Origin of the sequence: Clostridium beijerinckii, assembly GCF_036699995.1 — a bacterium.
Taxonomy (GTDB): domain Bacteria; phylum Bacillota; class Clostridia; order Clostridiales; family Clostridiaceae; genus Clostridium; species Clostridium helianthi.
This window is the reverse complement of sequence record NZ_CP144906.1, coordinates 2,863,080-2,876,957: the sequence shown is the minus strand read 5'-3', so window position 1 is coordinate 2,876,957 and position 13,878 is coordinate 2,863,080. Positions and strand designations below refer to the sequence as shown.

General features: G+C 28.2%; 14 protein-coding genes. 11 read left to right on the top strand and 3 right to left on the bottom strand.

Annotated features, from left to right (window positions below; all coding sequences use genetic code 11):
- Positions 1-112: 112 nt before the first annotated feature.
- The 3 genes from PZA12_RS13320 (at position 113) to PZA12_RS13310 (ending at position 3,281) form a co-directional block, all read left to right on the top strand.
- Complete coding sequence (locus tag PZA12_RS13320) at positions 113-970, top strand: pentapeptide repeat-containing protein (RefSeq protein WP_078115519.1); 858 nt, start codon at positions 113-115, stop codon at positions 968-970.
- 336 nt (positions 971-1,306) lie between these two features.
- Entirely contained in the window at positions 1,307-1,957 is a 651-nt protein-coding gene (gene aat / locus PZA12_RS13315) for a leucyl/phenylalanyl-tRNA--protein transferase (RefSeq protein ID WP_077843001.1), read from the top strand.
- Between the two features lie 160 nt (positions 1,958-2,117).
- On the top strand, positions 2,118-3,281 hold the full coding sequence (locus PZA12_RS13310; protein WP_078115520.1) for a class I SAM-dependent methyltransferase: 1,164 nt from the start codon (positions 2,118-2,120) through the stop codon (positions 3,279-3,281).
- Positions 3,282-3,330: 49 nt separating this feature from the next.
- On the opposite strand, the gene PZA12_RS13305 is transcribed toward PZA12_RS13310, so the two are convergent.
- On the bottom strand, positions 3,331-3,486 hold the full coding sequence (locus tag PZA12_RS13305) for a hypothetical protein (protein WP_171983629.1): 156 nt from the start codon (positions 3,484-3,486) through the stop codon (positions 3,331-3,333).
- A 381-nt stretch (positions 3,487-3,867) separates the two neighbouring features.
- Here PZA12_RS13305 and mutL point away from each other — a divergent pair, with 381 nt between their 5' ends.
- The 4 genes from mutL to PZA12_RS13285 all read left to right on the top strand — a co-directional run bounded on the left by mutL (position 3,868) and on the right by PZA12_RS13285 (position 8,487).
- Complete coding sequence (gene mutL, locus PZA12_RS13300; RefSeq protein ID WP_077842999.1) at positions 3,868-5,850, top strand: DNA mismatch repair endonuclease MutL; 1,983 nt, start codon at positions 3,868-3,870, stop codon at positions 5,848-5,850.
- A gap of 60 nt (positions 5,851-5,910) precedes the next feature.
- The gene (gene miaA / locus PZA12_RS13295) at positions 5,911-6,840 is read left to right on the top strand and encodes a tRNA (adenosine(37)-N6)-dimethylallyltransferase MiaA (RefSeq protein ID WP_077842998.1); all 930 of its coding nucleotides are present in this window, start codon (positions 5,911-5,913) and stop codon (positions 6,838-6,840) included.
- Positions 6,841-6,884: 44 nt separating this feature from the next.
- Positions 6,885-7,130: an RNA chaperone Hfq gene (gene hfq / locus PZA12_RS13290; RefSeq protein ID WP_077837605.1), complete on the top strand. Its 246-nt coding sequence runs from the start codon at positions 6,885-6,887 to the stop codon at positions 7,128-7,130.
- 64 nt (positions 7,131-7,194) lie between these two features.
- The gene (locus PZA12_RS13285; protein WP_103698786.1) at positions 7,195-8,487 is read left to right on the top strand and encodes an aminotransferase class I/II-fold pyridoxal phosphate-dependent enzyme; all 1,293 of its coding nucleotides are present in this window, start codon (positions 7,195-7,197) and stop codon (positions 8,485-8,487) included.
- A 147-nt stretch (positions 8,488-8,634) separates the two neighbouring features.
- Here the strand turns inward: PZA12_RS13285 and lexA are convergent, their stop codons facing one another.
- A complete protein-coding gene (gene lexA / locus PZA12_RS13280) occupies positions 8,635-9,240 on the bottom strand; it encodes a transcriptional repressor LexA (RefSeq protein WP_103698785.1) in 606 nt (201 codons plus the stop codon).
- A gap of 241 nt (positions 9,241-9,481) precedes the next feature.
- Here lexA and PZA12_RS13275 point away from each other — a divergent pair, with 241 nt between their 5' ends.
- From PZA12_RS13275 to PZA12_RS13265, 3 genes are all read left to right on the top strand, one after another.
- The gene (locus PZA12_RS13275; protein WP_078115522.1) at positions 9,482-9,985 is read left to right on the top strand and encodes a GAF domain-containing protein; all 504 of its coding nucleotides are present in this window, start codon (positions 9,482-9,484) and stop codon (positions 9,983-9,985) included.
- A 146-nt stretch (positions 9,986-10,131) separates the two neighbouring features.
- A complete protein-coding gene (locus tag PZA12_RS13270; protein ID WP_077842995.1) occupies positions 10,132-10,566 on the top strand; it encodes a hypothetical protein in 435 nt (144 codons plus the stop codon).
- A 96-nt stretch (positions 10,567-10,662) separates the two neighbouring features.
- Positions 10,663-11,397 (top strand): hypothetical protein, encoded by a 735-nt coding sequence (locus PZA12_RS13265; RefSeq protein ID WP_078115523.1) that lies wholly within the window; start codon positions 10,663-10,665, stop codon positions 11,395-11,397.
- A gap of 132 nt (positions 11,398-11,529) precedes the next feature.
- Here the strand turns inward: PZA12_RS13265 and PZA12_RS13260 are convergent, their stop codons facing one another.
- The gene (locus PZA12_RS13260) at positions 11,530-12,519 is read right to left on the bottom strand and encodes a tyrosine recombinase XerC (protein ID WP_078115524.1); all 990 of its coding nucleotides are present in this window, start codon (positions 12,517-12,519) and stop codon (positions 11,530-11,532) included.
- 800 nt (positions 12,520-13,319) lie between these two features.
- Here PZA12_RS13260 and ybaK point away from each other — a divergent pair.
- Positions 13,320-13,808 carry a Cys-tRNA(Pro) deacylase gene (gene ybaK / locus PZA12_RS13255; protein WP_103699162.1) on the top strand — a complete coding sequence of 163 codons (489 nt, stop codon included), beginning with the start codon at positions 13,320-13,322 and terminating at the stop codon, positions 13,806-13,808.
- Positions 13,809-13,878 lie beyond the last annotated feature (70 nt).

Genomic DNA, 13,878 nt, shown 5'->3' with positions numbered 1-13,878 from the left:
TCTAAATGCAGTTGGAACATGAGTTTTTAAATACATAATACAATATTTTAGTAAAAAATTACTTGCTATAAGTTATGACTGTATTATATATAATATTACGGGGTGAGTTACTTTGACATATATAAACGAAAATACATTTGATGAGGAATTATTTGAAGATCTAAAAATTAATTGCCCAAAATGCTTTGGTTTTTGCTGTGTTGCATTATATTTTTCGGCTTCAGACGGATTTCCAAACAATAAAAACGCTGGAAAGCCTTGCTTAAATTTGCAATCAGATTTTAGTTGCTCTATTCATAAGGATTTGAGAAAAAAAGGACTTAAAGGTTGTACAACTTACGACTGTTTTGGTGCAGGACAAAAGGTTGCTCAAATCACATATGCTGGACATAATTGGAAAGAAAATCCTGAATTATCCGATAAAATGTATGAAGTTTTTTTGATTATGAGACAGCTTCATGAAATGTTGTGGTATCTAAAACAAGCTTTATCAATTCAAACTAATGAAAAGATAAAAAATAAAATAAATAATCTAATAACCGAAACAGAAGATATTACTAAATCTGCACCCGACCTCCTTATGACTTTAGATATAGAGGTCCATAGAGATAATGTTAATGCTCTACTCAGGCAAACAAGTGAATTTGTTAGGGCCAAAGCGCTTGGTAACAGTAAAACTAACTTAAAACGTAAAAAAACAATTGCTGGCAGACTAGATTGCATTGGTGCAGATCTTAAAAAGATTAATCTTAAAGGCGCGGACCTAAGAGGGGCATTTCTCATAGCAGCAGATCTTAAAGGAAATGATTTGAGTTATGCGGATCTTATTGGAGCTGACTTACGTGATGCAGATATTAGAGGTGCTAATCTTAAAGATAGCTTATTCATTACGCAATCTCAGATTAATTCAGCGAAAGGAGATTCTAATACAATCTTACCAAAGTCAATAGCACGTCCAACTTCTTGGTAAAGGAATCAATGTTAGATTTTTATAAAATGTTATAATCATAAAGTATTTTGTATTTTTAATAATACACTAGGCTGTATATGTGTTATATATAGTCTAAACACTTTGATTCATTAAAGTTTATCTTAAACTTTAATTTTATATAACCAAACAAATTTATATAAAATGAATTATCTTTTTGGGAACTTATATAAGGAACTAAATAATAAATCTAAGTATAGTGATTATAATAAAAAAATAGGCTTTTACAAGCTTATTTTTTTGCAAAGAATTATTTAAGTATTAGAATATGATAGAATAATTTTAAAAGAAGAATTAAAATACAAGGAAGTGAATATGATGCCCATATTTAGACTAACAAATGAGATAATATTTCCTAATCCTGAGCTTTCAGAAAAAGATGGGCTTTTGGCAATCGGAGGAGATTTATCATTAGAAAGATTGATATTAGCTTATCGTAATGGTATATTTCCATGGTATAACGAAGGTGAGCCGATTCTTTGGTGGTGTCCCAAGCCAAGATTTATATTAATACCAGATGAAATTAAAATTTCTAAATCAATGAAGAAAATTATAAAAAAAGAGACGTTTCATGTAACTTTCAACAAAGATTTTTATGGTGTAATTAGTAATTGCAAGGATATTCGAGAAGATAATAATGAGGGAACTTGGATAAGCAATGATATGAAAAAAGCATATATGAATTTATTTAATAAAGGTTATGCAATGAGCGTGGAGACATATCTTAATAATGAATTAGTAGGAGGTTTATATGGCGTCAAAATAGGAAAATGCTTCTTCGGAGAGAGTATGTTTTCTAAGGTAAGTAATGCATCTAAAATAGCATTAATAAAGCTTGCAGAAAAACTAAAAAACGAAAATTTCATATTTATAGATTGCCAGATGCATACAAAGCATTTAGAAAGTATGGGTGGAAAATTTGTAGAATGGGCTACATTCAAGGACTTATTAAGAAAAGGTATAATCTAATTGATGAAGCATCCTAAATAATAAATTCCTAATATTGAAATTATCTATAAATAATCATAGTATTGTAGATGAAATTAATATAAAATATAAAAATAGGTTTAAAACTAATATATTAATACTGTTAGTAAACAAGATTATTGAATATAAGGTGAGTTGAAGTATGGAAGAGTTGAAAAAAGCAATTAAAGAAATAATAGAAGACAATGTTATAAAGCTAGTTGTTAGCAATAAAACAAATAAAAATTTTGAATATAATAAAATAGTTATATATCTAAAAGAAAATAATAAAAGAACGTACTATCAAATAGAAAAATATACTGATAAGCAGGTGTTCCATGAAAACATTGATACAGATATTTTAGAAGAAAGAATTATTGAGTATGTGGAGCCAAATTATAAGCAAATTTCTGCATGGTCAAATTCGGCTAGCTTTGAGGTAAAAATATCAAAAAAGGGCAAGGTTCTATTAAGTAAGAAAAAGAGTGATAATCAAAAAACACTTAATAAAGCACATAACAAGGAAAAAAATTATATATTAAAAGAGGGTATGATTATTGAGCCCTTAATAGATTTAGGTGTATTTACTAAAGAAGGAAAAGTAGTGAACTCAAAGTATGATAAATACAAGCAAATTAATCGTTTTGTCGAAATTATTGATGATGAAATCAAGAAAAATGATTATAAAGAACTTACTGTTTTAGATTTTGGTTGTGGAAAATCTTACTTAACTTTTGTATTGTATTATTACCTTGTAGAAATAAAGAATATTAAAGTAAAGATGATTGGATTAGATCTTAAAGCTGATGTTATAAAAAAATGCAATGATATAGCCAAAAGTTATAACTATGAAAATTTACACTTTGAACTTGGAGATATAAATGGATTTAAATATAATAATAAAGTTGATATGGTAATAACATTACATGCATGCGATACTGCTACTGATTATGCATTATATAATGCTATAAAATGGAATGCCAAATTAATATTCTCTGTCCCTTGTTGTCAACACGAATTTAATGCCCAAATGAAAACAGATTCACTGTCTATATTAACAAAGTATGGAATAGTTCAAGAAAGAATTGCAGCACTTATGACTGATTCTGTTAGAGCCAACCTTTTAGAAAGCATAGGATACAAAACACAACTTTTAGAATTTATTGATATTGCACATTCGCCTAAAAATATATTGATTAGAGCCTCTAAGTCTAATATATCTAAGGATAAAAAAGAAAAAGCGTTATTTGAAGTTGAAAATTTAATTGGTCAATTTAATTTTAATCCTACACTATATAATCTGTTGAAAGATGATAATTTAATTTAAAATTCATGAATCCACGACATTATTTAATTTTTGTCGTGGATTCATAATTTTAGTGTCTTTTCTTTTTAAATTCGGTATGAGGAGAAGATTTAGCTTCTCCAAATGGACTTTCTTGATGTGCTTTTTCTTTTACTTCTTTGCTATAGTTTTGTGATGCTGGATCAGATACACTTTTAGTTGAATTATAGAATTCTTTATCATTCATAGTAAAGCCTCCTTATAGAAAATATTTAATTTCTAATATTAGCTTAACCATATTAACAGCAAATATTATTTATTGTAAATATATTTTGTATTTATATTGTTACTTATATGTAAATTAAATATAATATTGTTCTAATGGAAATATTAATAGAAATACTAAAATCATTTAGAGTATACAATAAAAATCATATTCAAAAAGATATATAAGAATTGTAGGTCATTCCTATACCAGCATTTCAATATTATTGAATATATTAAACAAGTATGCAATAATAACAATGTATTAGAAATAAGTTAATGTGTTCATTAGGAAGGCTTATTTGAACGTGATTTTCTCATTTACATTTTACGCCCATAAGCATTGAAAGGAGGAAAAGGCATCTTGAAGAGAATAAATATATTAAACGAAGACACAGCAAATAAAATTGCAGCAGGAGAAGTTGTGGAAAGACCTGCGTCAGTAGTCAAAGAATTGATTGAAAATTCAATTGATGCAAATTCTACGAACATAATCATTGAAATAGAAGAAGGTGGAATTTCTCTTATTAGAATAATAGATGATGGAGACGGGATTTATAAGGATGATATAGCAAAAGCATTTCTTCCGCATGCTACAAGCAAGATACAAGAGTCAGAAGATATTTATAATATACATACTCTTGGATTCAGAGGCGAAGCACTGCCATCTATAGCATCTGTAGGTAAAGTTAATTTAAAGTCTAAGCAGGATAAAGAAGCTTTTGGGTATGAAATATCTATTGAAGGCGGTAAAGCATCAGAAGTAACAGAGTGTGGAATAAATAAAGGTACTATAATAGAAGTGCAAGATCTATTCTTTAATGTTCCTGCTAGGAAGAAGTTCTTAAAATCTGTATCAAAAGAGAGTTCATTAATAAATGATATAGTAACAAGATTATCACTTGCAAATCCTAAAATAAGTTTTAAATTGTATAATAATCACAAAAAAGTATTACATACCTTTGGTAATGGAGATCTTAAGGATGTAATAAGAACTATATATGGTAAATCTATAACAGATAATATACTTTACTTTAGTGATAGTTCCGATTTAATAACTGTTTATGGCTATGTAGGAACTGAGGAAATAGCTAGAGGATCAAGAAATAATCAAAGTATTTTCGTAAATAAAAGATACATAAAAAATAGGGCGTTAGCAATAGCTGTAGAGCAAGCATTTAAGTCATTTTCAACAGTAAATAAATTTCCGTTCTTTATATTATTTATAGAAGTATATCCTGAATATGTAGATGTTAATATTCATCCAACAAAGGCTGAAATAAAATTTAATGATGAAAGAATGATATTTAAAAAGATCTTTGGAGCAGTTCATACTGCATTAAAAAATGAAGTTTTTGAGACTTTTGCGATAAAAGAAGAAGAAAGTATAAAAAAAGAGCCAATACCAACATTTGAGGAGATTACTTTTAAAATAAAAGAAGAAGAAGAAAAGGTTAAATTTGCAAGTTCTGCAGCAAAGACTTTAATGTCTCAAGGAAAAGACCTCAAGGCTAATAACGAGAGTAGCTTTAAAAGTGTATATGATCCAAGCTTGAATAATATTAATAAAACAACAATAGTTGAGGAAAGTGCTGATTATAACGAGGAAAATAAGGAGCCTATAAGTATTCCTGTAGATCTTAAACCTAATTCATATATAGAAAATTTGGTTGATGATTATAATGACAATGATGAAGATGAAATAAAATCTAATTCTGAACCTATAGAAAACAAATACGAAAATATTAAACCAAATCCTATTGCTAAGTTTCCACCAATTACTATAATAGGTCAATATAATAAAACTTATATATTAGGAGAGTATGACGGTACTTTATACATGATTGATCAGCATGCTGCTCATGAAAAGATATTATTCGAAAAATATCTTAAAGAAATTGAAGAAGGTACTATTATAATTCAACCTCTTATTGTTCCAAGTATAATCGATTTGAGTATTGATGATTATTCTTATTTTGAAGAGAATAAAGATATATTTAGAGAAGCTGGTTTTTTATTAGAAGAGTTTGGTGGAAGTTCATTATCCTTAAAGGAAGTTCCGTATTTTCTAGGACGACTTAATCCTAAAAACTTGTTCCTAGATATACTTGATAATTTAAAAAATTTAGGAAACGGCAAAACAAGTGAAGTAAAACATAATGCTATTGCAACTAAAGCATGTAAAGCGGCTATTAAAGGAAATGATAAATTAGAAATGAATGAGATGATTAAATTAATTGAAGATTTAAGATATATAGATGATCCTTTTCACTGTCCACACGGAAGGCCTGTAATAATAAAATTTACAAGTATAGACATTGATAAGAAATTTAAAAGAATAATATAATACTTTTATATTATTCTAAATGAATATAAACTTTAAAATTGTTAACGAAGGGATAAAATAATGAAGCAAAAATTATTAGTTATTGGTGGCCCTACCGCAGTAGGAAAAACTGATCTTTCAATAAAATTAGCAAAAAATTTAAATGGAGAAATTATTTCAGCTGATTCTATGCAAATCTATAAATATATGGATATAGGCTCTGCAAAGGTAACTAAAGATGAAATGAACGGGATAAAGCATTATTTAATTGATGCAATAGAACCTGATACTCCTTTTTCAGTAGCAGATTTTAAACAACTTGGTGAAGAAGCATTAGAAAAAATTATATGTAACGGAAAATTTCCAATAATATCAGGAGGAACAGGTTTATACATTAATTCATTAACTTGTAACATGACTTTTACAGAAGCAGAAAAAGATGAAGTTTATAGAGAATATCTAGAAAATTTAGCATTAGAAAAGGGTAATGAATATATACATGAAATGCTTAAAGATGTTGACCCTGTAAGTTACAAAGAAATTCATGCTAACAATAGAAAAAGAGTTATTAGAGCGTTAGAGGTTTATAAACTTACTAATAAGCCTTTTAGCTCGTATAATGTGGGATTGGATTTTTATAATAGTGATTATGACGTATATTATTACGTACTAACTATGAATAGAGAAAAATTATATGATAGAATCAATATGAGAGTTGATTTAATGATGGAAAAGGGATTGCTAAACGAATGCATAAGATTAAAAGAAATGGGATATAATTCAGATATTCAATCTATGCAGGGGATAGGATACAAAGAGATATTATATTATCTAGAGGGTAAAATAACTCTAGATAAAGCAATAGATATGATAAAACAAGGATCTCGAAATTACGCTAAAAGGCAACTTACATGGTTTAGACGTGATAAACGATGTATATTTTTAGATAAAGATATTATGAGTGATGATGAAATTTTAGATAAAGTTATTAATGACATAATAAAGAACTAGCGTTATAATATTAGTAATAAAATCACTTATGGAGGTGTTATATTTTGGTCAATAAGCAACAAAACAACCTACAAGATGTATTTCTAAATAATGCGAGAAAAAATAAAATACAAATAACAATACACTTAGTAAATGGATTCCAATTAAAAGGTACTGTAAAGGGTTTTGATAATTTCACTGTTATTTTGGATTGCGATAATAAGCAAATGCTTATATATAAGCATGCAATATCAACTATAACGCCAACTAAACCAATTTTATTTGCAGATAACGAATACGAAACTACTTAGTAAATAGGCATTTTTGCCTATTTATTTTTGAGTATTTCTAAACTTTGGAGGATGAGACTTAGATATGTTAAAAAAGACAGAAGAATTTTTAATTAAGAACTATAATATTAGTGAAAGGACATTTGAAATATATAGACAGGCTTTATATGATACTGAAGCTCAATTTAAGGAATATGATGAAATTAGAGAATTTAATCAACTTAAAGTACTGAAAGCATTTCAATTAGAAAAGATTAGCGACTCTCACTTTACAAACACTACAGGTTATGGACTTGATGATTTAGGGCGTGACTCATTAGATAAAGTATATGCTAATATCTTTAATACTGAAGCCGGACTTGTCCGTCCACATTTTGTTAGTGGTACACACTCTATTGGATGCGCTATCGCTGGTAATGTTAGGCCTGGAGATAAGATCTTATGTGTTTCAGGACTTCCTTATGATACTTTGCTTGGGGTTCTTGGACTATCAGAGAAGAAAAACGCCGGTTCATTAGATCAATATGGAATTAAAACCGATATAGTAGATTTAGATAATGAAGGTAAATTTCAATTTGATAAAATTCAAGAAGCATTGAGAAATGATCCAAGTATTAGACTTATACATATTCAAAGAAGCACTGGTTATGCTTCAAGAAAATCTTTTCTAGTTTCTGAAATAGCTGAAGTTATTAGACATATAAGACAAATACGAGAAGACGTAATTATATTTGTTGATAATTGTTACGGAGAATTTATTGAACCTGTTGAACCTACAGAATATGGTGCAGATATAATGGCTGGATCACTTATGAAGAATATAGGTGGAGGTATTGCTCCAGGTGGAGGATATATCGTTGGAAAGAGGCAGTATGTTGATGCAGCTGCTAATAGAATGACTGTACCAGGTGTAGGAGGCGAATATGGCGCTACATATGGACTTATGAGAAGTTTATATCAAGGATTGTTCTCCGCTCCTCACGTAGCCATAGAAGCTGTAAAAACAGCAATATTTTGCGCCCGTGTAATGGAAATTGCAGGATTTAAGGTATTTCCTTCATCAACAGATAAAAGAACTGATATAATTCAAGCAATTGAATTTGGCGACGCTAAAAAATTAATTAATTTTTGTAGTGGTATTCAAGCCGGATCTCCTATAGATGCATTTGCAGTGTGTGAGCCATGGGCAATGCCTGGATATGATAGTGAAATTGTAATGGCTGCTGGAGCATTTATTTCAGGTTCAACAATCGAATTATCAGCTGATGGACCAGTTAGAGAGCCATATATAGCATATATTCAAGGTGGATTAAACTTTGATCACGGAAAAATAGGAATACTTATTGGGTTGAGCAAAGTTTTAGAAGTAGATAGATAATATCATTAATTTATCACTAGCTTACAAATATGTAAGTGGGTATGAAATTAAAAATAGACTATTAAATTTTATAGATCATAAAATTTAATAGTCTATTAATTTACTATCTTATAATATAATTTCGAAATCAATAACAAAGTAATTTGTTTAAAAAGATCTGAATATACCTACAAGTTTTCCTAAAATCATGCAATCATCTACTATTATAGGATCCATAGCATCATTTTCTGGTTGAAGTCTAATATGATCTTTTTCTTTAAAAAATCTTTTGATTGTAGCACTATCTTCTATTAAAGCTACTACTATATCACCATTCATCGCTGTTTGTGCACTTTCTATAATAGCGAAATCATTATCTCTAATACCTGCATTAACCATACTTTCACCAGAAACACGCAGCATAAACAATTCTCTATCATGTTTTATAAAATCCAATGGAAGCGTAAATGTGTCTTCTATGTTTTCAGTTGCAAGTATTGGAGAACCTGCTGTAATTTTGCCTATAATAGGAATGTTAATCATTTCTTTTTTCGGCATTGAAAGTTCTGCTATTTCTAAAGCCCTTGGTTTAGAAGGATCTCTTTTAATCATTCCCTTTTTCTCTAATCTTTTTAAATGTCCATGAACAGTTGAAGTTGACCTTAAAGAGACTGCTTCGCAAATTTCTCTTACTGAAGGTGGATAACCTTTGCTCTCTGTATAACTTTTTAAAAATTCATATATCTCTGATTGCTTATCTTTTTCGTCTGACATTACAAACACCTCACTATTCTTCTAATAATTATAACATATACTATATAACATAGCAAACTTGTGTTCTAAAGTGTTTATAGGTAGTATGTATTTGGTTTAGATACAACACTAAATTGCAATACAATATATTAACTAAGTATTCCAATTAATTAAAAATGGTAGTATTATTTTATAGTAGAATAACTAAAGTTATAAAATAATTTTTTTGGAACAATAGTTTCAAAGTGAGGCGGTAGTAGATATGTTTGATATTAAAATTTTTGAAGGCATGAGTACAGAAAGCAAATTAGACAACATGCTTATAATGCTTGAAGGTTTGATTCAAGGAGATGAAGATTCTCCAATAACAAAGCTTTGTAATGCATCAGCATTAATTAATGCCCTTATAGATAGAATAAATTGGTGTGGATTCTATTTGGTTAAAAATAATACTCTTGTATTAGGACCATTCCAAGGAATGCCTGCTTGTACAAAAATTGAAATAGGGAAGGGGGTATGTGGAAAAGCTGCATTAGAAAAAGAAACTTTACTTGTTAAAGATGTACATAATTTTAAGGGGCATATAGCGTGTGATGCTGCCTCAAATTCAGAAATAGTCATTCCTATAATTAAAGAAGAAAATCTTATTGGAGTTTTAGACTTGGATAGTGAAGAATTCGAAAGATTTACTGAAGTAGAAAAGACTTACTTAGAAAAAGCTGTTGGTATACTTAGTAAATATATAGAATGGGATGATATAATTTAGATTGAACAATTAGATCGAATAAAATAATTTATCTATGTTAAATTATTTTATTCTTTATTAGATATTTATCTTCGATAAAAAATTTGATTTAATTTATTGTTTTTGATATAATTAAGTTTCCATAATAAAAAAATGAGGTGTTTTAAATGACATATAAATATACTGATGATGATTATTGCGATATCTATGAAAATAAAATATGTGATAATTGTGGTAAGTGTTTGCAAATGAACGGCATAGATACAAAAGCCATTAAAATAGAAGACATTGCGAAAACACAAGAAGAAAATGAATTACTAGAAGAAGAATTTTTAAATGACTTAAAAGCATCCTTAAACGAAGATGAATTACATGAAATTAACGAAGATAAATTAGATTTAAAATCTATATATAATAAGTTTGCAAAAACATCAAATGACATTGACTTAAATGATTTTAATCTTGAAGACAGTGCTTACGAAGATGCTTTTGATCATATTGAATATTTAGATGAAATCAGTTTGGCTGATGATATGGTCCTCGATGAAATGACAGAAGAAGTCTATCCTGGAGTTAGAAGATTAAAAAAATCAATTGAATAAAAGAAGCTTGTAGACTACAATAAAGAAATGCATAGATTTTCGCTTTATTTCACATAATAATTTCGTAGAAGATTTCACAAGAAAGGATGAATTATTATGAAGCGAAAATCTATTTTAGCGTTGAATTTGACAGCAATTCTTTTGGTTTCAATATCTTTGTTTGGGTGTGGTAACATGTCAAGAACAAGAACAAATAATGATGCCACTAGACAAAACGACATAACAAACGATGGCATTAGAAGTGGAAGTGTAGATGGAACAGGTACTGGTGCTAATAATTTTCAAAATGGTACTGACGGAAACATGCAAGGCGGAACTTCTAATAATGGAAGTTCATCGGATGGAATTGGCGGAACAGGAAATGGGACTACAGGAGGGAATACCAATCAAAATAATGCAGTAGGAGATACTAACCAAAACAACGTAGCTGGATCAAATTCAGATACTACGAGGGATAGAACAGGTCTAACTACTAATGATACAACATATAGAGCCGCAGACTTTAAAAACGATTTCACAAATGCCGGATATGATGTTAAAGAATCAACTAACACTAATAAAAATGATTATTTTAAAGGAAATGAAACAGATTATTTATTAGGTGGAGATGTAGTTAGAATATACGAGTATAATTCTCCAACAGAGCTAGAATGGGCTATTAACAGAATCGTACCAAACGGAATGAATGCTAGCAGCAATAATGCAAATAACAATACGAGCCCTTATTATTATAGAAAAGGAAATACTCTTATCGTTTATGAAGGAAAAGAACCTGCATATGTTGACGAGTTTGGAAAAATGTACGGAAACACACTAAGACCACAACACTAAAAATATTTATATTAAGCACAAAAAGGTTACGATAGAAAATAAAGTAACCTTTTATTTTTTTATTTTAAGCAATACCAAAGCATAGTAGGAGAGTAGTAGAAATCTTTTATTATAAATTTTAATAATAAAACTTTACAATTTTGAAAGAGGATTTGATTTTACAGCATCTCTCAACGAATCATCATCAACATGCGTATAAATTTGAGTTGTCGAAATATTTGTATGACCCAATATACTTTGCAAACTTCTTATATCTACGTTTCCGTACTTATACATAAGAGTTGCAGCAGTGTGCCTCAACTTGTGTGGAGTATATTTATCATCAGTTAACCCTGCATTTGTTATATGTTTTTTTATCATTATCTCAACCGTACGTTTATTTATAGGAACATTTCTAGATGATAAAAATAAAAACTTTTTATTATCCGGCAAAGCTTTAGAATCATCTCGTACATTTAAATAATTTGTTAAAGCTTTGAGGCATGCATCATTTAAATAAACGGTTCTTTCTTTATTTCCTTTACCTATGATAGTAAGAGTATCATCTCTAATTTTATCAATTTGAATACTACAGAGTTCCGAAAGTCTCATTCCGCAATTCAAAAAGAACATCAAAATACAATAGTCTCTGGAGTAGTTTTTATCATTTTTATTTAAAGATTCCAATAGATGAATGCTTTGATTTAGAGTAAGGTATACAGGATGACGCTTATTTATTTTAGGTGATTCTAACTCTAAAGCTGGATTCTCTGTGATCACTTTAGCTTTCCCAAAAAGAAACTTAAAAAAAGATTTTAAAGTAGCAACTTTTCTGGCTCTAGCATACGAACTATTGTCTCTGTATTTCTCCGTGAAAGAAAGGAACGCATACAAATCTCTAAGTTTTATACCCCTTAAAAACTCATCATCAATAACGCTTATGTCTATATCTTCAAACTCAACAGAATCAGAATTCACCTTTCCTTTATAAATCATCATAAATCTAAAAAATATAGTTAAATCTATTCTATACCCATCAATTGTATTTATAGACGTACTTTTAATTGTCTCTAAATAATTTAAAAAATCAACTAAACTTTCTGGCAGATTATTATTCTTAAGAACTTGGATATCGTATTTCATTTTTCCACCTGCATTATTTATAAATTTCTTATTAATTAAGTTACGATATTAATAATTTAAATCATCATTGATAAAATTTATTCTAATAAAGTAATTTTATACTAAGTTAAAAATATTATATCAAATATCATAAATTTATGCAATTATTTCGCTAAATGTATATTTAGCGAAATAATTATTAGCTATTTTTATTATAATTTAAATGATTTTATTATAATTTTAGTCTTTGCATTTAAATCAATATCAGAATTATTCCTGTGCTTTCTCATTAAAAACTATTTATCATCAATACTTTATAATAAGCTTTTACGATTCAATTCTCCAAACACTTTTGATTATTAAAACTTAATCAAAATTTATAACTTCAACCATAAATTCCAAAGGAATATTTTTTAATTTTATTTGAAATAAAAAAACGAATGATTTTCATATAATAAAATTAATTTTAAACACTATTAAGTTTTTTCTTTTTCTCCACACAATGATAATAATTATCACTGCACTGTTTTCTCTCATATTTTCACAATTATATTTCCATTAAATACTATTCGATTCTGACAAAAAAATAAATTCGAACGTTATTCGATACTATATTTTCTACATTTAACAAAAGTTCAAATTCATATTAATCAAACTCAGTTTTTAATCAAATTCAGATGATTTTTGTATCTAAAATTCAAATATATAAATAATCTTAAAACAAAAAACTATATCTGCTTTTATGATATAATTTAAATAAATAATGTCACTAATCATTAGTAGTGAATATAAATTAAAACTTACGGAGGAATGTTAAAATTATGGCTCAAGGAAAAGGAAAAACTAATGCTATGAGAATTCTAGATAACAACAAAATAAATTACACAACTCACAGCTACGAAAATAATGATGGTAAGATAGATGGTATTGCAGTTGCACACAAAATAGAAAAAGACGTTAATCAAGTTTTTAAAACTTTAGTAACTCAAGGTCATTCTAAAGAATTTTATGTTTTTGTTATTCCAGTTGCTGAAGAATTAGACATGAAAAAAGCCAGCAAAATAGCAGGTGAAAAAAATATAGAAATGATTCACGTTAAAGATATAAACAAAGTAACAGGATACATTAGAGGTGGCTGTTCCCCACTCGGTATGAAAAAGATATTCAAAACTTTTATTCAAGAAAACGCATTATTATTTGATACAATTGTATTTAGTGGAGGAAAAATAGGTTCCCAAATAGAAATGAATCCTAATGATCTAAAAAAAGCAATAGAATGTTCATTTGTAGATATAATTAAAACTAATTAAACAATTGCTAAAATCAAATACAAGTTTAACTTCTTTATAGATATCCAACTATAAAACTAAATTTATGTGA

Excerpts from the sequence above, each read along its gene's own strand:
- aat (WP_077843001.1), top strand. The coding sequence starts at position 1,307 with ATGCCCATATTTAGACTAACAAATGAGATAATATTTCCTAATCCTGAG.
- PZA12_RS13310 (WP_078115520.1), top strand. The coding sequence starts at position 2,118 with ATGGAAGAGTTGAAAAAAGCAATTAAAGAAATAATAGAAGACAATGTT.
- PZA12_RS13305 (WP_171983629.1), bottom strand. The coding sequence starts at position 3,486 with ATGAATGATAAAGAATTCTATAATTCAACTAAAAGTGTATCTGATCCA.
- miaA (WP_077842998.1), top strand. The coding sequence starts at position 5,911 with ATGAAGCAAAAATTATTAGTTATTGGTGGCCCTACCGCAGTAGGAAAA.
- PZA12_RS13285 (WP_103698786.1), top strand. The coding sequence starts at position 7,195 with ATGTTAAAAAAGACAGAAGAATTTTTAATTAAGAACTATAATATTAGT.
- lexA (WP_103698785.1), bottom strand. The coding sequence starts at position 9,240 with ATGTCAGACGAAAAAGATAAGCAATCAGAGATATATGAATTTTTAAAA.
- PZA12_RS13275 (WP_078115522.1), top strand. The coding sequence starts at position 9,482 with ATGTTTGATATTAAAATTTTTGAAGGCATGAGTACAGAAAGCAAATTA.
- PZA12_RS13270 (WP_077842995.1), top strand. The coding sequence starts at position 10,132 with ATGACATATAAATATACTGATGATGATTATTGCGATATCTATGAAAAT.
- PZA12_RS13265 (WP_078115523.1), top strand. The coding sequence starts at position 10,663 with ATGAAGCGAAAATCTATTTTAGCGTTGAATTTGACAGCAATTCTTTTG.
- PZA12_RS13260 (WP_078115524.1), bottom strand. The coding sequence starts at position 12,519 with ATGAAATACGATATCCAAGTTCTTAAGAATAATAATCTGCCAGAAAGT.
- ybaK (WP_103699162.1), top strand. The coding sequence starts at position 13,320 with ATGGCTCAAGGAAAAGGAAAAACTAATGCTATGAGAATTCTAGATAAC.